Source organism: Micromonospora sp. CV4, assembly GCF_003667455.1.
Taxonomy (GTDB): domain Bacteria; phylum Actinomycetota; class Actinomycetes; order Mycobacteriales; family Micromonosporaceae; genus Micromonospora.
Genome location: NZ_RCVI01000287.1, coordinates 1 through 24,947, shown reverse-complemented (window position 1 = coordinate 24,947; position 24,947 = coordinate 1). Strand labels below are relative to the sequence as shown.

Sequence of the window (24,947 nt, the reverse complement as noted above, 5' to 3'; positions counted from 1 at the left end):
AGCCAGAGCGTCAGCGTTGGTCGTCGTACGCGCTGTACTTGTCGCTCCGCCCACGTACCCGGTCGACGGGGTAGCGCAGGGCATTGAGCTGCATCTTGGCGAGCAGCGCTGTCGAGAGGTCGACCTGAAGGACATCCGCAAGTCGAAGCAGGTAGGCAAGCACGTCCGCCAGCTCGTGACGTACCGCCTCGGCGTGTCCAGGATCGTCCATGACCGAAGAAGACTGCTCCGGGGTGAGCCACTGAAAAATCTCAAGCAGTTCCCCGGCCTCGCCGGCCAGCGCCATCGCGAGGTTCTTCGGGTCATGGAACTTCTCCCAGTCACGCTCTTGGGCGAAGAGGCGCACCTGTTCTTGCAGCTCCTGCAGGTTCATGGGCCTTGGATACCATCAATACTCTCCGTAACGGCACTGTCTCTGGCTCTTGATCCCGGCGAGTCTGTTAGCGATCCAGCCGAACATGTCAGGAGCCTGGCCTACAGTCCACTCTGTACCGCCTTTGGTAACCGTCCGGCCTTGCGCCGCCCACCGAAGAGGAGGGGAGCATTTTGGGCTCCCGAAGTTTGCTGCGCCGTACCGTCGCTGAGATCCGCCAGGCTGACGCCAATGGCACGTTCCAGCCGGAGTTGAGGAAGGCGTTCCTTACACAGATCGGCTCCCACCCGAGTGCCAGTGAGGTCGATTCCTGGGTGAGGAGCATCCCCACCATCACCAGCGCGCTGGCAGCCGTGGGACTTGACCAGGTCGAGGTTCTCGTCGAGCTGCGCAGCCCGCTGAACAACACCCGGATAGACATGGTCTTGGTTGGCTCTCATCCACGCGATGGCCGGCCGAGCGTCGTCGTGATCGAGAACAAGCAGTGGTCCAAGGTTCAGGCGGTACCGCACTCCGAGCTGGTTGATGTGCCTGGCTTTGGGGTGCACGTGCACCCGGCCAACCAGGTGTGGGCGTACTGCACAACCCTCACCAACTACCTGTCGGCGCTGGAGTGTGCCCACGTCTACGGCGTGGTCAATATGCACAATGCCTCTAGCCGTGACCTCACGACGATCCAGCCTGGGGTGCAGCGGCTCGACGAGGAGGTGCGAAGGCATGTGCGGATCTACGGCGAGGACCAGCGGGCGGAGCTGCAAACCTTTCTACGTACAGTCCTCGCCGGGACGGGTGCCGCTGAAAACGCCGACTACCTCCTGAAGTCGCCGGTTCGGCCTACGCAGGCACTCATGTCGGCAGTCAGCGACAGCGTCCTGCGTCGCAGCGTCTTCACCCTGCTCGATGATCAGCGCCTGGCCTACGACCACGTGCTGCGCGCCGTGCAGGAGAGTCACGCTGGCAATCACAAGGAGATCATCCTGGTGGTCGGTGGCCCCGGCACGGGCAAAAGTGTGATTGCCATCGAGTTGCTCGGCGCGCTCAGCCGCATGGGGACGAGGACCGTTCACGCGACCGGGAGTAAGTCCTTCACCACCACCTTGCGTGAGCAACTGGGAGTGACAAATCGGCGGGCGAAGCAGGTCTTCACCTACTTCAACAACTACGGGCACCTGACGCCAAATGACATCGACGTCCTCATCGCGGACGAGGCGCACCGGATTCGCCAGACCTCCAACCATCGCTTTACACCCCGCGACCGCAAGTCCACGATTAGTCAAGTTGAGGAGCTTATCCGGGCCGCCAACGTTCCGGTATTCCTCCTCGATGAGAACCAGATCGTGCGACGTGGTGAAGTGGGCTCGATCGAGCTGATTGAGCAAGCGGCGCTCAATCTCGGCATCCAGGTGACGCCGGTCCACCTGCATGACCAGTTCCGCTGCGGCAGCTGTCAGGAGTACGTCGACTGGGTTGAGGAGCTACTAGGCCTGGCTGGCGACGGTCCACGGCAATGGGAACCGCTGGAGAGCTTCGATCTTTGCCTCGCGGACTCGCCAGAGACGATGGAGCGGTACCTCGAGGAGAAGCAGGAGCAGGGGCTCAAGGCGAGGATCGCCGCTGGCTATTGCTGGCCCTGGAGCGATGCTGCTGCGGACGGCAGCCTCGTCGATGACGTCGTGATCGACGGGTGGAAACGTCCATGGAACTCGCGGGCTACTCGCATGCTCAACGGGATCCCGCCTTCCGACCTGTGGGCTACTGACGACGGCGGCTTCGGTCAGATCGGCTGTGTATACACCGCCCAAGGGCTGGAGTATGACTATGCCGGCGTCATCCTCGGTCCCGACCTCGTCTGGCGTGGGGAAGCATGGGTTGTCAACCCGAGGGCGAGTCATGACGCAAAGGTCAAGGGTGCATTGAACATCGGCGAGCTTGTCCGCAACACCTACAGGGTGCTCGCCACGCGTGGCATGCGCGGAGCAGTGCTTTACTCGGTCGACCCCGAGACCAGAGCCAAGCTCGCGAGCCTGGGCATTCCGAAGATCTGAACGTTGATGGCCGGGTGCGGTGCCTGCACCCGGCCATCGGCCGGGTCGGGAGCCGGTGGTGGGGTTCGCCGTGGGCGTGGGCACATGGTGGGCGACCTAGTGGCTGATCCGAGCACGCAGGGGAGAAGCTGCAGGTCAGCCGCGGCACCCGGCTTGCAACGCTGATGCCCTGTAAATCCGTCGCGAAAGCTACAGAGGTTCGAATCCTCTACCCGCCACCAGGTGCAACAGCGGTCCCTGACCAGCAGAGATGCTGATCAGGGGCCGTTGTCGTTTGTCTGGCCAAGTCCGGCTGAGTCCAGCCGATGGCGACTGGTTGTGGGCAGGTCGATCTTGCTGGCGAAAACTCGTCGTGCGGCCGGAGCGGCTCAGGCAGGCGCGAGCCAGCGGGAGACCGCGTCGGTCAGCACCACCCTGTACGGAAGCGCTCGGAGGTCTTCCGCGGTCACCGCCAGGCCGCGAGCCTGAGCCAGCTCGGCCAGCCATGACCAAAGATGTTCCTCTGCGCACTCCTCGTCGTCGGGAAGCACGGCATTCAGAACGTGCTGGGTAATGCTGTCCCGAGTCTCGCGGAGCGGAACAGCGCCATTGCCCGCGGCGCCGGTTGATCTGGCAGTGACAGTGAACCCACGTTCGGCGTGGAGAAGCACGCGCCGGCCGTCGTGCAGCATCGCGAACTCACTGACAATGAAGCTCCGCGTGCTCGCATCCTCGGGATACGCCCCTGCGAGATCGCAGACGGCACCCAGGCCGACAACACGGCCGGGCTTGACCGGGGGGAGATCGTGGGGAGCGCGATAGGCGCCCGGGTACGGGCGCCAGCCGGCTTCGCCGCTGCCCACTGTCCCGCTCCTGAAGTCCCCGCGATCGCTCCCGCTGATGCTTGAACAACCGCGCCGGCTGATCACCAGTTACGGCGGCGGCGGTTGGTGATGTCGACCCTCCAGCCGACGAGCGTGCTGCATGAGTAATCGTGCCGCACGGCGGTTGCGGGTACCGCGCACCGGCACCTCACCATGCTCAGCTAGCGACGGATCAGCGCGAACGATCCCGCCGCCGTCACCAGTAACAGCAGTGACACCGCGAGCAGGGCGACTCCCGCCGAATAGGGCATGGGGATGAGGAACGGCGCCTGTTGGATCAGCAGGCCCGCGCCGATCATGGCCTGAGCGCTGCCCGTCCGCACGGGCTGGGACCGCTCTCGCGGTCCCAGGCGTGCGAGCCGAACCCAGGCTGCGGGAAACCGTCGTGACACGGCCACACGAACCCCGAGTACGACCGAGCCCAGCCCGAGGACCACGGCCACCACGCGCAGAGCGATCGTGACCGGGTCGTCCATGCTCATGCGCCCAGCATCGGCGGCGCGTCAAGGTCGCCGTCGCAGCACAGATCGCACGGCAGCCTGCGTCGGCTCCGTGGCCAGCGAACTCTCCCCGGGCCGGTCCGAGTGTGTATTCGCATTTCGATCCGCCGGCCCCGGGGCCGCTGGGAGACTGGGCCCGTGCCAGCTCCGCCGGCGTTCCGGCGCCGGTCGTCCCGACCCGGTAGGTGGAGAACATGTCTGACGACAGCGAAATCCGTCCCTTCCGGCTCGACACGCCGGAAGAAGTGATCGACGACATGCGTCGCCGGATCGCGGCCACGCGTTGGCCCAACCGGGAGTTGGTCAAGGACCGCTCCCAGGGCGTGCAGCTGGCGACGATCCAGGAGCTGGCCCGCTACTGGACGAACGACTACGACTGGCGCGCGTGCGAGGCGAAGCTGAACGCCCTGCCGCAGTACACGACCGTCATCGACGGCGTCGAGATCCACTTCATTCACGTACGGTCGCAGCACGAGAACGCCCTGCCGTTGATCATGACGCACGGCTGGCCAGGCTCGGTCGTCGAGCTGCTCGGGGTCGTCGGCCCGCTCACCGACCCGACCGCGCACGGCGGCACCGCCGAGGACGCGTTCCACCTGGTGCTGCCGTCCCTGCCCGGCTACGGATTCTCGGGCGAGCCGGTCGAGCTCGGCTGGGACTCCAACCGTATGGCCGGCGCGTGGGCGCAGCTGATGAGCCGTCTCGGCTACACGCGCTACGTCGCGCAGGGGGGTGACGTGGGCGCCAGCGTCACGGACGCGATGGGGCGCCAGGGACCCGGAGGACTGCTCGGCATCCACGTCAACCTGCTCGCCGGGGCGATCGGTATCAAGGACAAGCTGCCGGCGAAGTCCGAGCAGGAACGCGCGGCGCTCGACGCGCTCAACACGTTCACGATGGACGGCTTCGGCTACTTCCTGGAGCAGACGACCCGGCCGCAGACGATCGGCTACTCCCTGCTGGATTCACCTGTCGGGCTGGCGGCCTGGATGCTCGACCACGACACGGACAGCTACTACAAGATCTCCCGCGCGTTCGTCGACGGCAAGCCGGTCGGCAACCTCACCCGGGAGAGCATCGTCGACAACATCACGCTGTACTGGTTGACGGGCACCGGAGCCTCGTCCGCCCGGTGGTACTGGGAGTTCGGGCGGTTCGTCGCCGCGGCCACCGCTGCCGGCCAGGCGCCTCCACCGGTTACGGTTCCGGTCGGCTTCACGACGTTCCCCGACGAGATCTGGGCCGCCCCGCGCAGCTGGGCCGAGACGGTCTACCCCGGCCTCGCGTACTTCAACGAGGTCGACCGCGGCGGCCACTTCGCCGCCTGGGAGGAACCGGAGCTCTTCGCCACCGAGGTGCGGGCGGTGTTCCGGCCGCTCCGATGATCGCGAGTCGTCCCGACCTCGGGTGATCCTGGTCACTGCCGCCGTACGCGTAGGGGAGCAGTTCGGGGGTCGGACTCGGCGGCGGCACGTCTTCCGCGGACAAGGTTGATCCGGCCGGCTCCGCCGCTTCCGCACGGCGGCGTCGGGCGGATGGTGGCACGGACCGGCCGGCCCGGGATCGGCTCTGCGCGTGGGAAGGCCGCGACTGTGGACGGCCGTCCCGGAAGCTGTACGGGTTGAAGTCATCCAGCCGCCGCCATCGATGCGTCGACTCTGTTGAGCTGTGCCGAGGTCTCTCCGGGTGCGGCTGCCGCGTCGACGCTCGTACCCGGAACGGTGCCCGCCGAGGGGCTGGCGCGATTGCGACGAACCGGTATGGTGGTCGATGGCCGGGCGGGGAGTGGAGGCGTTGGCGCCAGCTCGAAACGTTACGCACAGTGGCCGTCGCACCAATTAGGTGACTGCCTCACGGCTGGACCGAATTGCCTTGAAGGTCGTAATCAACGCTGTACGAAGCGGTGCGGGGCCCGCAAGCTCGTCATCTGGCCCAGTGTGATGACGGGGTGGGCCGAACGGCGGGAAGTCACGGACGGTGGGGCCAGTCGGGGCCTCCGCCACTTCTCTCGCTGCCCGCACTGTGGCACGATCGTGGAATCTTCACCATCCCCACGACACTTTCCGACAGGAGCAATCATGTCTGGTCGTAGGTTGGGCCGGCTGTTTGGCTCACTCTTCATCCTCGCTGCCGTCGCCAGCGTCGTCGTTGCCAACCACGGTGGCGTCCCGGCGGAACTGCACATGGCGGACATCATCTGGGTCTGACAACTCCGCCTGACGGGCTGTCGATCCACTTCGGACATACGTCAGACCGACAGGGAGCGGGATGATCGCGCGCGACCAGTTGAGGCGTAGGTCGTCGGAGGACGCCTGGATCATCACGGCGCCGCTGATACTCCTCGCGGTCGTCTGCGCGACTCTCACGGGTCTGGTCGCCGACCGGCCGTTCGGCGACTGGCACTGGGCAGCGCTTCTTCTCGCGGCGATGATCGCCGCGGGGCTTCCGCTGCTGGTGCTGGTCGTCCGTCGACAGTCGGTGGCCATGACGCTCACCGAGCTGCCGCTCGTGCTCGCGCTCTACTTTCTGCCGCCGTTGACGGTCGTGGTCATCTACACGCTCGCGTCCCTGGTCACGCAGCTACGGCACCGGATCACGGCGCCCAAGGTCTGGTTCAACGTCGCGCGGGCTGCCGCCGGAACGTCGCTCGCCACCCTGGTTCTTCAGGCGTTGCCACCGAGGTCGGGTGTCGGCCCGGCGACCTGGGTGAGTCTCTGCTGCGCGATCGGCGTGGTGATCCTGGTCAGCCTCACCGCCGTCGCGTCGGTGCACACCCTCCTACAGGGATGGCAGGCCGGCCGGGAGACGCTCCGTGCGGTGCCGTCCCTGTTCCTGACCGCGGGCATCAACGTGGCAGCGGGTCTGATCGTCCTGATCTTGATCCGGGAGTCCTGGTGGTCGCTGGTGCCCCTGGGCGCGTTGGCGGCCGGGTTGGCGCTGGTCTACCGCTCGTACACCCAGTTCTTCCGCCAGCACCGCACGCTCACCGACATGTACGAGCTGAGTCGGGCGGTGGCGGCCAGCGGTCAGGACGGGACCCTCGTCGACGCCCTGCTCGGGCGGGTGCGCGCGCTCATGCAGGCCGAGTACGCCACCCTCTGGCTGCCGGCGCAGGGACGACACCCCGAGATCCTGCTCACCGCGCGGGTCGAGGATTCCGGCCTGCTGGATCTGTCCCTGACCCCGTCGGCGCTGCGGGAGAAGGTGCTGGAGACCGCTCGCCCCGTCACGGTCGGCCGTGGAGTGACCACTGATCCCGAGTTCCGGGCCAGCCTCGCCGAGCGGGGGGTCAAGGACACCGTCGTTGTTCCCCTGCGGTCCGGTGGTGTGGTGATCGGGACCCTTGAGGTCACCAACCGGCTCGCCGACACGCTCTACTTCACCCAGCGCGACATCTCCGTCTTCGAGACGGTGGCCGCGCACGCGGCGGTGGCGTTGGAGAACTCGCGACTGGTGGACCGGTTGCGGCACGACGCGTACCACGACGCGCTGACCCGGCTGCCCAACCGGCGGCGGATCACCGGAGCGCTGGAGGAGTCGGTCAAGATCCGCGCGCCCGGCGAAGTGGTGGCGCTGCTGCTCTTCGACGTCGACGGGCTGCGCCAGGTCAACGAGTCCCTCGGCCACGCGGCCGGGGACAAGGTCCTCGCCGAGGTCGCCAACCGGTTGCGGGCCAGCGCGCCGTCGTCGGCCCTGGTCGGCCGGGCCGGTGGGGACGAGTTCCTGGTGACGCTGCGGTTGGAGAGCGCCGACGCGGCACTGGAGCTGGCCGGCCAGTTGCGCGACCAGATCCGTGACGAGATGGTCTTCGACGCGCTCACCCTCGACGTGGACACGGCCGTCGGGGTGGCCGTACATCCGGATCACGGCAGCGACGCGGCGACCCTGCTGCTCCGGGTCGACCTCGCCGCCACCGCCGCCAAGTCGGTGCCGGGCAGCGTGCAGCTGTTCAACCCGGCCCTGGAGTCCCGGTCGCTGCGCCGGCTGGGCCTCGCCGGCGACCTGCGCCGGGCGCTGGACCAGGACGAGATCGAGGTCTACTTCCAGCCGAAGGTGACATTGCGGGACCGCCGCCTGGTCGGTGTCGAGTGCCTGGCCCGGTGGGAGGACCCGACGCACGGCACCGTCGCCCCGGAGGATTTCGTCGCGGTAGCCGAGCACACCGGTCAGTTGAGCCGGCTCACCGAGGTGGTGCTCCGCGAGGGGCTGCGGCGCAGCCGCGACTGGGCCCAGGCCGACCAGCCGCTCTCCATCGCGGTCAACCTCGCCGCCCGTACGCTCAACGACCAGCATTTCCCGGACCGGGTGCACGAGCTGCTGACCGAGTACGGGGTGCCGGCGCAGCGCCTCACGCTGGAGATCACCGAGGCGGGGGTGCTGGACGGCACGGACCGGCCCATCCCGACCCTGCGCCGGCTGCGCGACCTCGGCGTCCGCCTGTCGGTGGACGACTTCGGGACCGGCGACTCGTCCCTGGCCCACCTCCGCCGGCTGCCGGTGCACGAGGTGAAGGTCGACCGCTCCTTCGTGCAGGGCATGGCGACCGATCCGGGTGACCTGGCGATCGTCAACGCGGTGGTGACCCTGTCCCAGCAGTTCGGTCTGACCGTGGTCGCCGAGGGCGTGGAGAGCGAGCTGACCCTGGAGCTGCTCCAGGACATCGGGTGCGAGATCGGTCAGGGCTTCCTGTTCAGCCGGCCGCTGCCGTACGAGCGGTTGGCCGCCTGGTTCGGTGCCCAGGTCGACCCGGAAACGATCTCCAGCGGAGAGCTCCCGCGCCTTCGTGTCGTGCCCTGAGCTGGGCGCGGACGATCACCGGGGATCCGATTTCACCTGTCGAGCCGGGCCGTGTACTCTTACTTCTGCGCGCCTCCAGGGGAGATCGCGCAGGCCCCCTTAGCTCAGTCGGCAGAGCGTCTCCATGGTAAGGAGAAGGTCTACGGTTCGATTCCGTAAGGGGGCTCGAGGGTTCAGCTGGACCCACCGCGGCGGTGTAGCTCAGATGGCAGAGCAAGCGGCTCATAATCGCTGTGTCGCCGGTTCAAGTCCGGCCACCGCTACTCTCGTCTTCCGGGCCAGGTCCCGGTGGTCGTGGGGATGGGCGCCACTGGCGCCCACTTTGCATGTCCGCGCTGTCAGCGACTAGGCTGACGCGTCGTAGTTGTTTCCGTTAGCGAGGAAGGCACTCCGCCGTGGCGAAGGCTACCGATGTCCGGCCGAAGATCACTTTGGCGTGTGTGGAGTGCAAGGAGCGCAACTACATCACGCGCAAGAACCGCCGTAACGACCCCGACCGCATCGAGCTGAAGAAGTTCTGCCCGCGCGACGGTCGGCACACGGTTCACCGCGAGACCCGCTGACCTGCGGCCGGCCCTGCGCCGGCCATTGTTGACGCTTTCCCGATCGCCGATCTGACCGGGCCGGCGCGGCTCCGCCGCCGCCGACCGAGCAGATCGGCGATTGTGTTTTCCGTGTAGGTTCGCGGCATGTCTCTGGACCCTTCCTTCGTCGGCCGGACCTATCCGCCGACCGCCCCCTACCAGGTGGGCCGAGAAAAGATCCGTGAGTTCGCCACCGCCATCGGCGCCACCGACCCGGCCCACCACGACCCCGCGGCGGCCCGGGCGCTGGGCCACCCGGACGTGGTCGCCCCGCCGACCTTCCCGGTGGTCGTCACGATGGCCGCGAGCCGCCAGATCGTCGAGGACCCGGCGCTGGGCGTCGACTACAGCCGCGTGGTGCACGGCGACCAGCGGTTCGCGTACACCCGGCCGGTGGTCGCCGGCGACGAGCTGATCTGCGCGAGCACCATCGAGGACGTCACCACCCGGGGTGGGCACGGCTTCCTGACCACCCGCACCGACGTGAGCACCGTCGCCGGCGAGCCGGTGGTCGCCGTCTGGTCCAAGATCGTCGTACGCGGGGAGGCGTGAGATGGAGCTGCCAGCCAAGACGTTCCAGGTGACCCGAGCGGACCTGGTCCGCTACGCCGGCGCCTCGGGCGACTTCAATCCGATCCACTGGAGCGACCGGTTCGCCACCAAGGTCGGCCTGCCCGGGGTGATCGCGCACGGCATGTTCACCATGGCGCTGGTCAGCCGGGCCATCACCGAGTGGGCCGGGGCGCCCGACTCGGTGGTCGACTACGGCGTCCGGTTCACCCGGCCGGTCGTGGTCCCCGACGACGACCAGGGGACCGAGATCGAGGTCACCGCGGTGGTCCGCGAGGTGACCGAGGATGGCCTGACCCGGCTCGACGTGACCGCCACCTGCCTGGGAGAGAAGGTGCTCTCGCAGGCCCGGGCGACCATCCGGACGGCGCGCTGAATCTCCCCGCCACGCGTGGCGGGGAGACCGGTTGGGAAAGTCGGGCGGCTACCCGTACACTGGTCCGCCGTGGGGCAAGTGACCCCTGCTCGGTCGTCTGTGGCCGCGTGGGGCGAGAGTTGCCGCACAGGGGTGTAGCTCAATTGGCAGAGCAGCGGTCTCCAAAACCGCAGGCTGCAGGTTCAAGTCCTGTCACCCCTGCGCCTCAGGCCTGACCGTTCCCGTGGGTCGCGTCGCCGACATGGCGGCGTCCGGCCCGTGGTGGTGGCATTGGCGGGGTGGCTCCGAGGCATCGGGCCCCCCGGTTGATCCACCGGCCGCGGCCCGTCGCGGGACGGTTGGTCCGGCCGGCGTGACCAGCGCCGCGCACGCCTCCCGGCGTGCGACCCGAGATTCCGCGACGGAGGGCGAAGTGGCCGACAACAAGCGGCACGGCGAGGACGCCGGCGACGATCGTCTGGACGACGAGCTCGTCGACGACGTAGCCGACGACGACGCCACCAGCGCGGACGAGCCGGTCTCCCGGGGAGGCACCGCGACGCGGTCCCGCGCCCGGGCGGAGTCGGCGGACAGCCGGCCGACCACCCGGTCGGAGACCGGTCGGGTGGGCGTGTTCGGCCGCATCGCCCGGTTTTTCCGCGAGGTAGTGGCCGAGCTGCGTAAGGTCATCTGGCCGACGCGCAAGGAGTTGCTGACATACACCGCCGTGGTGGTGGCGTTCGTCGCGGTGATGCTGACGATCGTGGGAGTGCTGGACTTCGGCTTCGCCAAGGTCGTGCTGTTTGTCTTCGGCAACTCGAGCTGACCGGCTGCCTCCAGAGCCGATAGTGACGGAAGTGAGCGAGCGTGCCTGAGTACGACGAGACCGCCGGACCGGTGGACGAGCAGTCCACGGTCGCGACGGCGGCTGGTGACGAGTCGGTTGAGGCCGCCAGCGAGCCGGAGTTCCCAACCACCGAGCCCGAGCCGGACGAGGAGTACGACCCGGTCGCCGAGCTGCGCCAGAAGCTGCGTTACGCACCGGGCGACTGGTACGTGGTGCACTCCTACGCCGGCTACGAGAACAAGGTCAAGACCAACCTCGAGACCCGGATCACGAGCCTCGACATGGAAGACTTCATCTACCAGGTCGAGGTGCCGACCCGGGAAGAGGTCGAGGTCAAGAACGGCAAGCGTTCGCAGGTCCAGGCGAAGGTCTTCCCGGGCTACATCCTGGTTCGGATGGAGTTGACCGCCGAGTCCTACTCCTGTGTCCGTAACACCCCGGGTGTGACCGGCTTCGTCGGCGCGACCGACCGGGCCGACCGGCCCGCGCCGCTCTCCCTCGACGAGGTGCTGAAGTGGCTGGCGCCGGCCATCGAGACCGAGCAGAAGAAGGCGAAGCCCGAGATCAAGGTCCTCGACTTCGAGGTCGGCGACTCGGTCACCGTCACCGACGGCGCGTTCGCGTCGCTGCCGGCCACGATCAGCGAGATCAACGCCGACCAGCAGAAGCTCAAGGTGCTGGTGTCGATCTTCGGCCGGGAGACCCCGGTGGAGCTCAACTTCAACCAGGTCGCCAAGATCTGACCGGTCGTCGGCGGCGGGCCCGGCCCGCCGCTGGCGTCGGCGTACGCCCTCCCGCTCGACCTCGGCGGACGAGCGGGCTGCGGCCTGCGCTACTCTTGAACGTCGCCGCTGTCGCACCGCGCTGACCGTGCGCGCCCGCCAGGGCGGCGTCAGCCGCATTTTCCCAGCTCCAAGCCCCAGGAAGTGACATGCCTCCGAAGAAGAAGCTCGTCAAGACGTTCACGCTTCAGCTGCCGGCGGGCCAGGCCACGCCGGCGCCGCCGGTCGGCCCCGCGCTCGGCCAGCACGGCGTGAACATCATGGAGTTCTGCAAGTCCTACAACGCGCAGACCGAGTCCCAGCGGGGCGACATCGTCCCCGCCGAGATCAGCGTGTACGAGGACCGGTCCTTCACCTTCGTGCTGAAGACCCCGCCCGCTGCCCGGCTGCTGATCAAGGCCGCCGGTGTGCAGAAGGGCTCGGGCGTTCCGCAGAGCGAGAAGGTCGGCTCGGTCAGCCGCGCCCAGCTGCGTGAGATCGCCGAGAAGAAGATGGCCGACCTCAACGCCAACGACCTGGACCAGGCCGAGAAGATCATCGCCGGCACCGCCCGGTCGATGGGCATCACCGTCAACGACTGACCTCGGCCCCGGCCGACGACCCATCGTGGGAGGGCCCGCGCCGAGCGGCCCGCCAGAGACCACAGGAGTAATCAGCAATGCAGCGCAGCAAGAGCTACCGCAAGGCCGCCGACGTCATCGACCGGTCCAAGCTCTACACCCCCGCCGAGGCCGTGAAGCTGGCCAAGGAGACCACCAACGTCAAGTTCGACGCCACGGTCGAGGTCGCCATGCGCCTCGGCGTCGACCCCCGCAAGGCGGACCAGATGGTCCGCGGCACGGTCAACCTGCCGCACGGCACCGGTAAGACCGCCCGCGTGATCGTCTTCGCCGCTGGCGCGAAGGCCGATGAGGCCGCCGCGGCGGGTGCGGACGAGGTGGGCACCGACGAGCTGGTCGCCCGGATCCAGGGTGGTTGGCTCGACTTCGACGCGGCGATCGCCACGCCGGACCAGATGGCCAAGATCGGCCGGATCGCGCGGATCCTGGGCCCGCGCGGTCTCATGCCGAACCCGAAGACCGGCACGGTGACCATGGACGTCACCAAGGCGGTGCAGGACATCAAGGGCGGCAAGATCACCTTCCGGGTGGACAAGCACTCCAACCTGCACCTGATCATCGGCAAGGCCTCCTTCTCGGAGAGCCAGCTGGTGGACAACTACGCCGCGGTGCTCGACGAGGTGCTGCGCGCCAAGCCGTCCGCGGCGAAGGGCAAGTACCTCCGCAAGGTCATCCTGACCACCACGATGGGCCCGGGCGTCCCGGTCGACCCCAACCTGGTGAAGAACCTGACTGAGGACTCGGTCGAGGCCTGAGCCGAGCCGACACTTCGCTCCACCGGGGCGCCGCCACCACCGTGGCGGCGCCCCGCCGCGTCTGCGGTGTGACACGCTCGACCCCATGCGGCTGGAGAACGTCTGGTTGCGGTACCACCGGCGTGGTCCGTGGGTGCTGCGCGGCGTGGATGTGCGGATCGGTCCGGGTGAGGTGGCGGTCGTGCTGGGCCGCAACGGGGTGGGCAAGTCGACCCTGCTTCAGGTGGCGGCCGGGGTCCTCCGGCCAGCTCGGGGCCGGGTCATCGACCGGCCGGGGCGGGTGGGCTGGGTGCCGGAGCGCTTCCCGGCCGACCAGCCGTTCACCGTGGCGCGCTACCTGACCGGGATGGCCCGGATGGCCGGGCTGGGCCGCGCGGCGGCCGACGAGGCCGTCGCGGGCTGGACCGACCGGCTGGGGCTGGCCGCGTTCCGCGCGGTCCGGCTGCCGGAGCTGTCGAAGGGCACCGCGCAGAAGGTCGGCCTCGCCCAGGCGATGCTGCGCCCGCCGGGCCTGCTGGTGCTCGACGAGCCGTGGGAGGGGCTGGACGCCTCCACCCGGGAGCTGGTTCCCGAGCTGATCGACGAGGTCCTGGCCGCCGGCGGGTCGGTCCTGGTCAGCGACCACCGTGGCGAGACGGTCCGGCTGCCGGGCGCGCGCCACTGGGCGGTGGCCGACGGCACGGTGACCGAGGAGACCCCGCTGCCCGACGGGACGGTCGCGGTGATCGAGGTCGCGGTGCCGGCCGCGCGGGTCGCCGGCACCGTCGCCCGGTTGCGCGCCGAGGGCCACCAGGTGCTGCGGGTACGCCCCGACGCCCGGCCCGCCCCACCGCCGACCGGACCGGGCGGTGCCGACCGGACGCCGGACGAGCCGGTGGCGGTGGACGGCGCCGGCCTGGCGGTCGACCGCGCCGCGGGGGAGGCCCGATGACCGCCCTGATCCGGCTGCGACTGGCCGGTTTCCTGCGGACCGGGCGGGCGGTCGCGCCGCTGCTCGTCGGCCTCGTCGCGCTCGGCATCCTGTACGGCGGCGGCCGGGCCCAGCCGGCGGAGGCGTACGGCGTCTCCGCGGTGGTGCTCTTCCCGGTGCTCGCCTGGCAGACCAAGATCATGCTGGACGTCGAACCGGACGTGCAGCGCCGGCTCGCCCAGGTGACGGTGGGGGTGGCCCGGGAACGCCTGGCGGGGCTGCTCGCCGCCGGCGGGGCGGCGCTGGTCACGGTGGCCGTCGCGCTGGCCTTCCCGTGGTTGGTCGGCGGGGTCACCGGCCCGGTCGACCCCGCGGACCGGTCGGTGCCGGTCGGCGTCGCGCTGGGGCTGTGGGCGCATCTGCTGGTCGTACCCGCCGCGGTGGCCCTCGGGGCGCTGGCCAGCCGGGCGTCCGTGGGCGGCGCCGGGTACGGCGTCGCGGTGCTGGCCCTCGGCGGCGTCGGCGCGGTGGTGCTCGGCCTGACCGGGTCGGTGGCCCCCTGGTTGGCGCCGCCGATCATGGCCGCGGCCCGGACCACCGCGGGCGACGCCGCAGCCCTCACCATGGTCGGCCTCACCGCCTGGGCGCTGATGTGGAGCGCCGCGGCGGTCTGCGGCTACCTCGTGCGGCGGCGGGCCCGGGGTTGAGGCGCCCGGAGCCGAGACGGCGGTGGCCCGGCTCACACGGAACGATTTGGTGCTGGTCACGGGGTCGCGTACTCTTCAGACGTCATCCGTGTTCTCACGGATGAGGAACCACCCAGAGACCGCTGGTCACCGTGCTTCGGCACGGTCGAAGGTCCCGCGACAACGGGCGACCCGCGTAGGGCGGCAAGCGTAACTCGGCAGTGAGCATGGTCCGCCGACCGTGATCCGCCGGCCCTCGCCCCGTGCGCCCTGCGCCGGGGCTTTTTCGTTGTCGTGCTGCCTCCGCCCCCGTTCCGGCTCCGGCCGCGACGGGGACCAGCCTCGAGTAACGAGAGAGGAGGGACATGGCGGACAAGCCGATCCGGGCCGACAAGGCCACGGCCGTCGCTGAGCTGACCGAGAGCTTCCGCAACGCGGGCGCCACCGTGCTGACCGAGTACCGCGGTCTGACGGTTTCCCAGCTCACCCAGCTCCGGCGCTCGCTCGGCGCCGAGACCAGCTACACGGTCGCGAAGAACACGCTGGCGAAGCGTGCTGCGACGGACGCGGGCATCAACGGCCTCGACGAGCTGTTCACCGGTCCTACCGCGCTGACTTTCGTTTCGGGCGACGTCGTCGAGGCGGCGAAGGGGCTTCGCGACTTCGCGAAGGCCAACCCGAAGCTCGTCATCAAGGGCGGTGTCTTCGAGGGCAAGGCCATTTCCGCGGCCGAGGTCACGAAGCTCGCCGACCTGGAGTCCCGCGAGGTGCTGCTGGCCAAGCTGGCCGGCGCGATGAAGGGCAACCTGAGCAAGGCCGCGGCCCTGTTCCAGGCCCCGCTGTCGAAGACCGCCCGTCTGGCGGCCGCACTGCAGGACAAGCGCGAGAAGGAGAGCGCCGAGGCGGCCTGACGGTCTCCCGGCGCACCACGTTCTTACTTAACAGATTCAGGAAAGGACGCCAGACATGGCGAAGCTCAGCACCGACGAGCTGCTCGACGCGTTCAAGGAGATGACGCTGATCGAGCTCTCCGAGTTCGTGAAGCAGTTCGAGGACACCTTCGAGGTCACCGCTGCGGCTCCGGTCGCCGTGGCCGCCGCCGGTGGGGCTCCGGCCGCCGCCGAGGCCGAGCCGGAGAAGGACGAGTTCGACGTCGTCCTCGAGGCTGACGGTGGCAAGAAGATCCAGGTCATCAAGGTCGTGCGTGAGCTGACCGGCCTGGGCCTCAAGGAGGCCAAGGACGCGGTCGAGTCCGCGCCGAAGGCCATCCTGGAGAAGGTCAACAAGGAGACCGCCGAGAAGGCGAAGGCCAAGCTCGAGGGCGAGGGCGCCAAGGTCACCCTCAAGTGACCTGACGCTCCACCAGCGCGTACCCGGCTCGGTGAGCTGGGACACGATCGCGTCGCGGCGGGCGGCGATCCGACACGGATCGTCGCCCGCCGTGTTGGTGAACCCCGTCGGCAGCCGTCCTGAGCTGGGCGCCGACGCCCCCTCCCGGGGACCCGAACGAGCGCGGCGGGTCGCCCTTCGGTGGGAAAGACCGGCCGACCCGGATACCGGCCCTTGACGCGGCCCCGGGCTGCCAGGCACGCTGACACCAGCAAGACACCGCGCTTGCGACGGCCACGACGTGGGTATGACAGCGGCGGCACCATCGGCCGCAGCAACCCGAGCGGCCCAGCGGGAACGTTGCGTTCCGAGCGGCCCGGCAGACCCCGGTTCACGGGGGCCGAGGCACGTTCCGCGACGACCTGCGGGGTGGGCTGGACAGCGGTTAGCCTCTCGGCTACACTGCTAGTTTGCGCTGCCTTCCGACTTGACCCCTGCTCGGAAATGTCCGTTTACGGATAATTCCGGTGGGGTCATTGGAGTGCACGCGTACCAGCCGTTCTGCAGCACCGGTCCTCGGAAGGACGCATCTTGGCAGCTTCCCGCCCTGCGAAGACCAGTCGTACGTCGAGCGCATTCGCGCCCCGCCGAGTTTCATTCGGCAGGATCACCGAACACCTCGAGGTCCCCAACCTCCTCGCCATTCAGAACGAGTCCTTCGACTGGCTCGTCGGCAACGAGGGTTGGCAGGGCCGGTCGGCGGACGACCCGCACGCACGCTCGGGTCTCGCGGAGATCCTTGAAGAGATCAGTCCCATTGAGGACTTCTCCGGCACCATGTCACTCTCCTTCTCGGCACCGCGCTTCGACGAGGTCAAGGCCTCGATCGAGGAGTGCAAGGAGAAGGACCTGACCTACTGCGCTCCGCTCTTCGTGACCGCGGAGTTCACCAACAACACCACTGGCGAGATCAAGAGCCAGACGGTGTTCATGGGTGACTTCCCGATGATGACGCCCAAGGGCACCTTCGTCATCAACGGCACCGAGCGCGTCGTGGTCAGCCAGCTCGTCCGGTCCCCGGGCGTGTACTTCGACAAGCAGCCGGACAAGACCTCCGACCGCGACCTCTCCAGCGTCAAGGTCATCCCGAGTCGGGGTGCCTGGCTGGAGTTTGACATCGACAAGCGCGACACGGTCGGCGTACGCATCGACCGCAAGCGTCGGCAGGCCGTCACGGTCCTGCTCAAGGCCATCGGATGGTCGGCCGAGCGGATCCGTGAGCGGTTCGGCTGGTCCGAGCTGATGATGACCACGCTCGAGAAGGACCACATCGCCGGCCAGGACGAGGCCCTGCTCGACATCTACCGCAAGCTCCGCCCTGGCGAGCCGCCGACGCGCGAGAACGCCCAGACCCTGCTCGACAACCTCTTCTTCAACCCGAAGAGGTACGACGTCGCCAAGGTCGGGCGCTACAAGTTCAACAAGAAGCTCGAAGTCGACGTGCCGATCACCACCGGCACGCTGACCGAGGACGACATCGTCGCCACCGTGGAATACCTCTGCCGGCTGCACGCCGGTGAGGAGGGCTACGAGGCCGACGACATCGACCACTTCGGCAACCGGCGCCTGCGCACCGTGGGTGAGCTGATCCAGAACCAGGTTCGGGTCGGCCTGTCCCGGATGGAGCGGGTCGTCCGCGAGCGGATGACCACGCAGGACGTCGAGGCGATCACCCCGCAGACCCTGATCAACATCCGCCCGGTGGTGGCGGCGATCAAGGAGTTCTTCGGGACGTCGCAGCTGTCCCAGTTCATGGACCAGACCAACCCGCTGGCGGGCCTGACCCACCGGCGCCGGCTGAGCGCGCTCGGCCCGGGTGGTCTGTCCCGGGAGCGGGCCGGCTTCGAGGTCCGCGACGTGCACCCGTCCCACTACGGCCGGATGTGCCCGATCGAGACGCCGGAAGGCCCGAACATCGGCCTGATCGGCGCGCTGTCCACCTTCGCCCGGGTCAACCCGTTCGGCTTCATCGAGACGCCGTACCGGAAGGTCGTCGACGGTCGGGTCACCGACCAGATCGACTACCTGACCGCGGACGAGGAGGACCGGTTCGTCAAGGCCCAGGCCAACGCGCCGCTCAAGGCTGACGGCACGTTCGCCGAGGACCGGGTCCTGTGTCGTCGTAAGGGTGGCGAGACCGAGGACGTGGTCCCCGCCGCCGTCGACTACATGGACGTGTCGCCGCGGCAGATGACCTCGGTCGCGACCGCCATGATCCCGTTCCTCGAGCACGACGACGCCAACCGGGCACTGATGGGCGCGAACATGCAGCGCCAGGCGGTGCCGCTGGTCAAGGCCGAGGCGCCGCTGGTGGGTACGGGCATGGAGTACCGGGCCGCGGTCGACGCCGGCGACGTGGTTGTCGCCGAGGTCGGCGGTGTGATCGAGGATCTCTGCGCCGACTACGTCACCATCCACCAGGACGACGGCCACCGCCGGACGTACCTGCTGCACAAGTTCCGCCGCTCCAACGCCGGCTCCTGCGTCAACCAGAAGCCGGTCGTCTTCGAGGGCGACCGCGTCGAGGCCGGTCAGGTCATCGCCGACGGTCCCTGCACCGACGAGGGCGAGATGGCGCTCGGGCGCAACCTGCTCGTGGCGTTCATGTGCTGGGAGGGCCACAACTACGAGGACGCGATCATCCTGTCGCAGCGCCTCGTGCAGCAGGACGTGCTCACCTCGATCCACATCGAGGAGCACGAGGTCGACGCCCGGGACACCAAGCTCGGCCCGGAGGAGATCACCCGCGACATCCCGAACGTCAGCGAGGAAATGCTCGCCGACCTCGACGAGCGCGGCATCATCCGGATCGGCGCCGAGGTCGTCCCCGGCGACATCCTGGTCGGCAAGGTCACGCCGAAGGGCGAGACCGAGCTGACCCCGGAGGAGCGGCTGCTCCGCGCGATCTTCGGTGAGAAGGCGCGCGAGGTCCGGGACACCTCGCTGAAGGTGCCGCACGGCGAGACCGGCACGGTCATCGGTGTGCGTACCTTCTCCCGCGAGGACGGCGACGAGCTGCCTCCGGGCGTCAACGAGCTGGTCCGGGTCTACGTCGCCCAGAAGCGGAAGATCCAGGACGGCGACAAGCTCGCCGGCCGGCACGGCAACAAGGGCGTCATCTCCAAGATCCTGCCGATCGAGGACATGCCGTTCCTTGAGGACGGCACGCCCGTCGACATCGTGCTGAACCCGCTGGGCGTACCGAGCCGGATGAACATCGGCCAGGTGCTGGAGACCCACCTCGGGTGGGTGGCCAAGACCGGCTGGAAGGTCGAGGGCGACGACGCGGCCTGGAAGAAGCAGCTGCGCTCGATCGGCGCCGACGAGTCCGAGGGGGACACGAACGTGGCCACCCCGGTCTTCGACGGTGCCCGCGAGGAGGAGATCTCCGGTCTGCTCTCGTCGACGCTGCCCAACCGGGACGGCAACCAGCTGATCGGCGCCAGCGGCAAGGCACAGCTGTTCGACGGTCGCTCCGGCGAGCCACTGCCGGACCCGATCGCGGTCGGCTACATCTACATCCTGAAGCTCAACCACCTGGTCGACGACAAGATCCACGCACGGTCGACCGGCCCGTACTCGATGATCACGCAGCAGCCGCTGGGTGGTAAGGCGCAGTTCGGTGGTCAGCGCTTCGGTGAGATGGAGTGCTGGGCGATGCAGGCGTACGGCGCCGCGTACGCCCTGCAGGAGCTGCTCACGATCAAGTCCGACGACGTCCTCGGCCGGGTGAAGGTCTACGAGGCCATCGTCAAGGGCGAGAACATCCCGGAGCCGGGCATCCCGGAGTCGTTCAAGGTGCTGCTCAAGGAGCTGCAGTCGCTGTGCCTCAACGTTGAGGTGCTGTCCAGCGACGGCGTGGCCCTGGAGATGCGCGAGACCGACGACGAGGTGTTCCGGGCCGCTGAGGAGCTGGGCATCGACCTGTCCCGGCGCGAGCCGAGCTCGGTCGAAGAGGTCTGAGGTGAGCGGTCGGGGGCCGGCTCGCCGGCCCCCGACCTCGCCCGAGTATTAGCAGTACAGACGACGACATAGGGGACATAGTGCTCGACGTCAACTTCTTCGACGAGCTGCGCATTGGTCTCGCCACGGCCGACGACATCCGTCAGTGGTCGCACGGCGAGGTCAAGAAGCCTGAGACGATCAACTACCGCACCCTGAAGCCGGAGAAGGACGGGCTCTTCTGCGAGAAGATCTTCGGTCCGCAGCGGGACTGGGAGTGCTACTGCGGTAAGTACAAGCGCGTCCGGTTCAAGGGCATCATCTGTGAGCGCTGCGGCGTCGAGGTGACCCGTTCCAAGGTCCGTCGTGAGCGGATGGGGCACATCGAGCTCGCCGCTCCGGTGACCCACATCTGGTACTTCAAGGGCGTGCCGAGCCGGCTGGGTTACCTGCTGGACCTCGCCCCCAAGGACCTCGAGAAGATCATCTACTTCGCCTCGTACGTCGTGACGAGCGTTGACGCGGAGTCGCGTCACCGTGACCTCTCGACGATCGAGAACGAGATCCTGGCCGAGAAGCGGCAGTCCGAGAACAGCCGCGACTCCGAGATCGAGAAGCGGGCCGCCAAGCTCGAGGCCGACCTGGCCGAGCTGGAGGCCGAGGGTGCCAAGGCGGACGTCCGGCGCAAGGTCAAGGAGGGCGGAGAGCGCGAGATGCGCCAGATCCGCGACCGGGCCCAGCGCGAGATCGACCGCCTGGACGAGGTGCTGGACACCTTCCGCAAGCTGGAGCCGAAGCAGCTGGTCACCGACGAGCTGCTCTACCGCGAGCTGCGCGACCGGTTCGGTGAGTACTTCACCGGTTCCATGGGCGCCGAGGCGATCAAGGCGCTGGTCCAGAACATGGACCTCGACGCCGAGGCCGAGAGCCTGCGGGAGACCATCCGGTCCGGCAAGGGCCAGCGGAAGATCCGGGCGCTCAAGCGGCTCAAGGTCGTGGCGGCGTTCCTGAACACCCGCAACTCGCCGCTCGGCATGGTGCTGGACTGCGTCCCGGTCATCCCGCCGGACCTGCGCCCGATGGTGCAGCTCGACGGTGGCCGCTTCGCCACCTCGGACCTGAACGACCTGTACCGCCGCGTGATCAACCGGAACAACCGCCTCAAGCGGCTGATCGACCTCGGCGCGCCCGAGATCATCGTCAACAACGAGAAGCGGATGCTCCAGGAGGCCGTCGACGCGCTGTTCGACAACGGCCGCCGCGGCCGGCCGGTCACCGGTCCGGGTAACCGCCCGCTCAAGTCGCTGTCCGACATGCTCAAGGGCAAGCAGGGCCGGTTCCGCCAGAACCTGCTGGGCAAGCGCGTCGACTACTCCGGCCGTTCGGTCATCGTGGTCGGCCCGAAGCTCAAGCTGCACCAGTGCGGCCTGCCCAAGCAGATGGCGCTGGAGCTGTTCAAGCCGTTCGTGATGAAGCGGCTGGTCGACCTCAACCACGCGCAGAACATCAAGTCCGCCAAGCGGATGGTCGAGCGCCAGCGCCCGGTCGTGTGGGACGTGCTGGAAGAGGTCATCGGCGAGCACCCGGTGCTGCTCAACCGGGCGCCGACCCTGCACCGCCTGGGCATCCAGGCCTTCGAGCCGCAGCTGGTCGAGGGCAAGGCGATCCAGATCCACCCGCTGGTCTGCACCGCGTTCAACGCCGACTTCGACGGTGACCAGATGGCGGTGCACGTGCCGCTGTCCGCCGAGGCCCAGGCCGAGGCGCGGATCCTGATGCTGTCGTCGAACAACATCCTCAAGCCGGCCGACGGCAAGCCGGTCACCATGCCCACCCAGGACATGGTCATCGGCCTCTACCACCTCACCCACCTCACCGCCGGTGAGAAGGGCGAGGGCCGGGCGTTCAGCTCGGACGCCGAGGCGCGGATGGCGTTCGACAACGGCGAGCTGCACCTGCAGGCGCCGGTGCGGATCCGTCTGCGCGACGTGATCGGTGTCGACAACGGCGCCGGCGCCGAGCCGTGGACCGCCCCGGAGGGCTGGGTCGAGGGTGAGTCGCTGACCGTGGAGACGACCCTCGGTCGGGTGCTGTTCAACGAGACGCTGCCGCAGGGCTACCGCTTCGTGAACTACGAGATCCGCAAGGGTCAGCTCTCCGCGATCGTCAACGACCTCGCCGAGCGCTTCCCCAAGGTGGCGCTGGCCGCCACCCTGGACGGGCTCAAGGAGGCCGGTTTCCACTGGGCCACCTGGTCCGGCGTGACGATCGGCATGGAGGACGTCATCGCTCCGCCGCGCAAGGCGGAGATCCTGGCGAAGTACGAGAAGGAAGCCGACCGGATCGACAAGCAGTACCAGCGTGGTCTGATGACCGCCGAGGAGCGTCGCGGCGAACTCATCGAAATCTGGACCAAGGCGACCAACGAGGTCGCCAAGGAGATGGACACCGCGCTGCCGCAGGAGAACCCACTGTGGAAGATGATCAACTCGGGTGCCCGCGGTAACCTGCTCCAGCTCCGGCAGATCGCGGCGATCCGTGGTCTGGTGGCCAACCCCAAGGGCGAGATCATCCCGCGGCCGATCAAGGCCAGCTACCGGGAGGGTCTGTCCGTGCTGGAGTACTTCATCTCCACGCACGGTGCCCGTAAGGGTCTCGCCGACACCGCGCTGCGGACCGCCGACTCGGGTTACCTGACCCGTCGTCTGGTGGACGTCTCGCAGGACGTGATCATCCGCGAGGAGGACTGCGGCACCGACCGGGCGATCCCGATGCAGATCGGCGAGCGCCTGGAGGACGGCAGGCTGGTCGTGCACGAGCACGCCGAGACCAGCGTGCACGCCCGTACCCTGGCCGACGACATCAAGGGGCCGGACGGCACCGTCGTCGCCGAGCGGGGTCAGGACATCAACTCCATCGGGGTCGACAAGATCGTCGCCGCTGGTGTGGAGACGGTCCGGGTGCGCAGCGTGCTCACCTGCGAGTCGAAGCTGGGTGTCTGCGGTGCCTGCTACGGGCGCTCGCTGCCGACCGGCAAGACCGTGGACGTCGGCGAGGCGGTCGGCATCATCGCCGCCCAGTCGATCGGTGAGCCGGGTACGCAGCTGACGATGCGTACCTTCCACACCGGTGGTGTCGCGGGTGAGGACATCACCCAGGGTCTGCCGCGTGTCCAGGAAATCTTCGAGGCCCGGGTCCCGAAGGGTAAGGCGCCCATCGCCGACACCCCCGGCCGGATCCGGATCGAGGACGGCGAGCGCTCGCGGAAGATCATCGTGGTGCCGGACGACGGCAGCGACGAGATCGTCTACGACAAGATCTCCAAGCGGGTTCGGCTGCGGACCCACGACGGCGGTCACGTCGAGGTCGGCGAGAAGCTCACCGAGGGCACCATCGACCCGCACGAGCTGCTGCGCATCCTCGGTCCGCGCGCGGTCCAGGTCCACCTGACCCAGGAGGTCCAGGAGGTCTACCGCTCGCAGGGCGTGCTCATCCACGACAAGCACATCGAGATCATCATCCGCCAGATGCTCAAGCGGGTGACGGTCATCGACTCCGGCTCGACCGAGTTCCTGCCGGGTGTGCTGGTCGACCGGGCGCTGTTCGAGTCGGAGAACCGCCGGCTCGTCTCGGAGGGCGGCGAGCCCGCCGCCGGTCGTCCGGTGCTGATGGGTATCACCAAGGCCTCGCTGGCCACGGACTCCTGGCTCTCGGCGGCCTCCTTCCAGGAGACCACCCGGGTGCTGACCGACGCTGCGATCAACTCGCGCAGCGACTCGCTGGTCGGCCTCAAGGAGAACGTGATCATCGGCAAGCTCATCCCGGCTGGTACCGGCATCAGCAAGTACCGCAACGTCCGGGTGGAGCCGACCGAGGAGGCCAAGGCCAAGGTCTACTCGATGACCGGGTACCCGGAGACCGACTACGGTTTCGGGCCGGCCAGCGGGCAGGCTGTGCCGCTGGACGACTTCGACTTCGGGTCGTACCGCTAAGCACCAACCACACGACGAGGCCCCCGGCATCCGCCGGGGGCCTCGTCGCGTCCGGAGCGGCCCACCCGCGGACCGGGTTCGGCATGATGGAGGCATGACGACCGCACCCGGGCAGGTGTCCGTCGCGCAGCACGGCCTGCGCCACCCGCTCGATCCCGACCCGGTCCGTGCCACCAAGGCGCGGGCGGTCTTCGCGCTGGGGCTGCTCGGCATGCTGACCGGCCTGTTCATCGGCGGGGTGGTGCCCGCCACGGTGGCACTCCACCTGGCGCGGCAGGCGCGCCGGGAGGCGTACGCCTCAGGGGGTTTCCTGACCGGTGGCGCCTGGCTGCGGCGGGGGGAGCGGCTGGCCTGGGCCGGTCTCGCTCTGGTCGCGGTCACCGTGGTGGCGGCGGTGGTGATCGGGGTGGTCCGGCTGGCGGGCGCGCCGTTCGGCCACGACTACCCCTCGAACATGGACTGAGTTGCCCGCGTACGCGCCCAGCGGGGGCGGCTGCGCCCCCGGCGGTAGCCTGGCGGTTGTCGCCGCGTGGCGGCTGGCGGCCCTGTCGACAGGAGGACCTCGTGACGGAACCGGCGCGCCCCCCGGCGGATGATCCGGCCGGGCATCCTGGCGCGCCGGCCCCCGGTCCGGGCGCGTCCGAGCCGAGCGGGTGGGCGCGACCCGACCCGAGCGCGCAGCCCGGCTCGCCCGCGGCCTCCCCTGCCCCGGGTACGCCGCCGCCGGCGTCCCCGCCCGACTGGGGCAACCCGCAGACGACCGCTCCCGGTTGGGACGCGTCGCCCCCCGGCTGGGGTGCGCCTCCGCCCGGGTCCGGTCAGCCGTACCCCGTGTCGCACGGCTGGGGTCAGCCGTCGTCCGGCCCGGCGGGTGGACACGGTGCGCCGGCGGGATGGGGGCAGCCGATGCCGGGGCACGGCCCCGGCTGGGGGCCGG

General features: G+C 68.8%; 21 protein-coding genes and 3 tRNA genes. 21 read left to right on the top strand and 3 right to left on the bottom strand.

The genetic code is table 11. The features are described 5' to 3' along the window. Positions 1 to 10: 10 nt before the first annotated feature. On the bottom strand, positions 11 to 373 hold the full coding sequence (locus EAD98_RS18980) for a nucleotide pyrophosphohydrolase (RefSeq protein WP_121655390.1): 363 nt from the start codon (positions 371 to 373) through the stop codon (positions 11 to 13). 188 nt (positions 374 to 561) lie between these two features. Between EAD98_RS18980 and EAD98_RS18975 the strand changes: the two genes are divergently transcribed. Beyond that, positions 562 to 2,418, top strand: a complete 1,857-nt coding sequence (locus EAD98_RS18975; RefSeq protein ID WP_121655389.1) for a DUF2075 domain-containing protein — start codon at positions 562 to 564, stop codon at positions 2,416 to 2,418. A gap of 368 nt (positions 2,419 to 2,786) precedes the next feature. Here EAD98_RS18975 and EAD98_RS18970 read toward each other — a convergent pair whose 3' ends face one another. Next, a complete protein-coding gene (locus EAD98_RS18970; RefSeq protein WP_121655388.1) occupies positions 2,787 to 3,260 on the bottom strand; it encodes a hypothetical protein in 474 nt (157 codons plus the stop codon). A gap of 182 nt (positions 3,261 to 3,442) precedes the next feature. Next, positions 3,443 to 3,763, bottom strand: coding sequence for a hypothetical protein (locus EAD98_RS18965; RefSeq protein ID WP_121655387.1), 321 nt, complete (start codon positions 3,761 to 3,763; stop codon positions 3,443 to 3,445). 212 nt (positions 3,764 to 3,975) lie between these two features. On the opposite strand from EAD98_RS18965, the gene EAD98_RS18960 reads away from it, so the two are divergent. The 20 genes from EAD98_RS18960 to EAD98_RS18870 all read left to right on the top strand — a co-directional run bounded on the left by EAD98_RS18960 (position 3,976) and on the right by EAD98_RS18870 (position 24,473). Beyond that, a complete protein-coding gene (locus tag EAD98_RS18960; RefSeq protein ID WP_121655386.1) occupies positions 3,976 to 5,166 on the top strand; it encodes an epoxide hydrolase family protein in 1,191 nt (396 codons plus the stop codon). Between the two features lie 693 nt (positions 5,167 to 5,859). Beyond that, positions 5,860 to 5,988 (top strand): hypothetical protein, encoded by a 129-nt coding sequence (locus tag EAD98_RS31795; RefSeq protein WP_255421233.1) that lies wholly within the window; start codon positions 5,860 to 5,862, stop codon positions 5,986 to 5,988. Positions 5,989 to 6,049: 61 nt separating this feature from the next. Then, positions 6,050 to 8,578: a bifunctional diguanylate cyclase/phosphodiesterase gene (locus tag EAD98_RS18955; protein WP_121655385.1), complete on the top strand. Its 2,529-nt coding sequence runs from the start codon at positions 6,050 to 6,052 to the stop codon at positions 8,576 to 8,578. Positions 8,579 to 8,671: 93 nt separating this feature from the next. Beyond that, a tRNA-Thr gene (locus EAD98_RS18950) sits at positions 8,672 to 8,744 on the top strand. Between the two features lie 24 nt (positions 8,745 to 8,768). Continuing rightward, a tRNA-Met gene (locus EAD98_RS18945) sits at positions 8,769 to 8,841 on the top strand. 132 nt (positions 8,842 to 8,973) lie between these two features. Further along, a complete protein-coding gene (gene rpmG / locus EAD98_RS18940) occupies positions 8,974 to 9,141 on the top strand; it encodes a 50S ribosomal protein L33 (protein WP_007073056.1) in 168 nt (55 codons plus the stop codon). A gap of 126 nt (positions 9,142 to 9,267) precedes the next feature. Continuing rightward, the gene (locus EAD98_RS18935) at positions 9,268 to 9,714 is read left to right on the top strand and encodes a MaoC family dehydratase N-terminal domain-containing protein (RefSeq protein ID WP_121655384.1); all 447 of its coding nucleotides are present in this window, start codon (positions 9,268 to 9,270) and stop codon (positions 9,712 to 9,714) included. A gap of 1 nt (position 9,715) precedes the next feature. Beyond that, positions 9,716 to 10,108 (top strand): MaoC family dehydratase, encoded by a 393-nt coding sequence (locus EAD98_RS18930; protein ID WP_121655383.1) that lies wholly within the window; start codon positions 9,716 to 9,718, stop codon positions 10,106 to 10,108. A gap of 128 nt (positions 10,109 to 10,236) precedes the next feature. Beyond that, positions 10,237 to 10,309: transfer RNA gene (locus EAD98_RS18925), tRNA-Trp, on the top strand. 211 nt (positions 10,310 to 10,520) lie between these two features. Continuing rightward, positions 10,521 to 10,913 (top strand): preprotein translocase subunit SecE, encoded by a 393-nt coding sequence (gene secE / locus EAD98_RS18920; RefSeq protein WP_121655382.1) that lies wholly within the window; start codon positions 10,521 to 10,523, stop codon positions 10,911 to 10,913. Positions 10,914 to 10,954: 41 nt separating this feature from the next. Then, positions 10,955 to 11,677 (top strand): transcription termination/antitermination protein NusG, encoded by a 723-nt coding sequence (nusG, locus tag EAD98_RS18915; protein ID WP_121655381.1) that lies wholly within the window; start codon positions 10,955 to 10,957, stop codon positions 11,675 to 11,677. 188 nt (positions 11,678 to 11,865) lie between these two features. Next, complete coding sequence (rplK, locus tag EAD98_RS18910) at positions 11,866 to 12,297, top strand: 50S ribosomal protein L11 (protein WP_053653970.1); 432 nt, start codon at positions 11,866 to 11,868, stop codon at positions 12,295 to 12,297. A 77-nt stretch (positions 12,298 to 12,374) separates the two neighbouring features. Next, entirely contained in the window at positions 12,375 to 13,091 is a 717-nt protein-coding gene (gene rplA, locus EAD98_RS18905) for a 50S ribosomal protein L1 (protein WP_121655380.1), read from the top strand. Between the two features lie 85 nt (positions 13,092 to 13,176). After that, the gene (locus tag EAD98_RS18900; RefSeq protein ID WP_121655379.1) at positions 13,177 to 14,022 is read left to right on the top strand and encodes an ATP-binding cassette domain-containing protein; all 846 of its coding nucleotides are present in this window, start codon (positions 13,177 to 13,179) and stop codon (positions 14,020 to 14,022) included. Beyond that, a complete protein-coding gene (locus tag EAD98_RS18895) occupies positions 14,019 to 14,708 on the top strand; it encodes a hypothetical protein (protein WP_121655378.1) in 690 nt (229 codons plus the stop codon). The genes EAD98_RS18900 and EAD98_RS18895 overlap by 4 nt, the downstream gene beginning before the upstream one ends. A 344-nt stretch (positions 14,709 to 15,052) precedes the next feature. Then, positions 15,053 to 15,598, top strand: a complete 546-nt coding sequence (rplJ, locus tag EAD98_RS18890) for a 50S ribosomal protein L10 (protein WP_074314622.1) — start codon at positions 15,053 to 15,055, stop codon at positions 15,596 to 15,598. A 55-nt stretch (positions 15,599 to 15,653) separates the two neighbouring features. Beyond that, positions 15,654 to 16,037 (top strand): 50S ribosomal protein L7/L12, encoded by a 384-nt coding sequence (gene rplL / locus EAD98_RS18885; RefSeq protein ID WP_007465324.1) that lies wholly within the window; start codon positions 15,654 to 15,656, stop codon positions 16,035 to 16,037. Positions 16,038 to 16,607: 570 nt separating this feature from the next. Then, entirely contained in the window at positions 16,608 to 20,039 is a 3,432-nt protein-coding gene (locus tag EAD98_RS18880) for a DNA-directed RNA polymerase subunit beta (RefSeq protein ID WP_121655377.1), read from the top strand. 80 nt (positions 20,040 to 20,119) lie between these two features. Beyond that, positions 20,120 to 24,010, top strand: coding sequence for a DNA-directed RNA polymerase subunit beta' (locus EAD98_RS18875; RefSeq protein ID WP_121655376.1), 3,891 nt, complete (start codon positions 20,120 to 20,122; stop codon positions 24,008 to 24,010). Between the two features lie 94 nt (positions 24,011 to 24,104). Continuing rightward, positions 24,105 to 24,473, top strand: a complete 369-nt coding sequence (locus EAD98_RS18870) for a hypothetical protein (RefSeq protein WP_121655375.1) — start codon at positions 24,105 to 24,107, stop codon at positions 24,471 to 24,473. The last annotated feature ends 474 nt before the right edge of the window (positions 24,474 to 24,947 follow it).

What these genes read in the sequence shown, in the direction of transcription:
- EAD98_RS18980 (WP_121655390.1), bottom strand. Translation starts at nt 373, where the DNA reads ATGAACCTGCAGGAGCTGCAAGAACAGGTGCGCCTCTTCGCCCAAGAG.
- EAD98_RS18965 (WP_121655387.1), bottom strand. Translation starts at nt 3,763, where the DNA reads ATGAGCATGGACGACCCGGTCACGATCGCTCTGCGCGTGGTGGCCGTG.
- EAD98_RS18960 (WP_121655386.1), top strand. Translation starts at nt 3,976, where the DNA reads ATGTCTGACGACAGCGAAATCCGTCCCTTCCGGCTCGACACGCCGGAA.
- EAD98_RS31795 (WP_255421233.1), top strand. Translation starts at nt 5,860, where the DNA reads ATGTCTGGTCGTAGGTTGGGCCGGCTGTTTGGCTCACTCTTCATCCTC.
- EAD98_RS18955 (WP_121655385.1), top strand. Translation starts at nt 6,050, where the DNA reads ATGATCGCGCGCGACCAGTTGAGGCGTAGGTCGTCGGAGGACGCCTGG.
- EAD98_RS18935 (WP_121655384.1), top strand. Translation starts at nt 9,268, where the DNA reads ATGTCTCTGGACCCTTCCTTCGTCGGCCGGACCTATCCGCCGACCGCC.
- EAD98_RS18930 (WP_121655383.1), top strand. Translation starts at nt 9,716, where the DNA reads ATGGAGCTGCCAGCCAAGACGTTCCAGGTGACCCGAGCGGACCTGGTC.
- rplK (WP_053653970.1), top strand. Translation starts at nt 11,866, where the DNA reads ATGCCTCCGAAGAAGAAGCTCGTCAAGACGTTCACGCTTCAGCTGCCG.
- rplA (WP_121655380.1), top strand. Translation starts at nt 12,375, where the DNA reads ATGCAGCGCAGCAAGAGCTACCGCAAGGCCGCCGACGTCATCGACCGG.
- EAD98_RS18900 (WP_121655379.1), top strand. Translation starts at nt 13,177, where the DNA reads ATGCGGCTGGAGAACGTCTGGTTGCGGTACCACCGGCGTGGTCCGTGG.
- EAD98_RS18895 (WP_121655378.1), top strand. Translation starts at nt 14,019, where the DNA reads ATGACCGCCCTGATCCGGCTGCGACTGGCCGGTTTCCTGCGGACCGGG.
- rplJ (WP_074314622.1), top strand. Translation starts at nt 15,053, where the DNA reads ATGGCGGACAAGCCGATCCGGGCCGACAAGGCCACGGCCGTCGCTGAG.
- rplL (WP_007465324.1), top strand. Translation starts at nt 15,654, where the DNA reads ATGGCGAAGCTCAGCACCGACGAGCTGCTCGACGCGTTCAAGGAGATG.
- EAD98_RS18870 (WP_121655375.1), top strand. Translation starts at nt 24,105, where the DNA reads ATGACGACCGCACCCGGGCAGGTGTCCGTCGCGCAGCACGGCCTGCGC.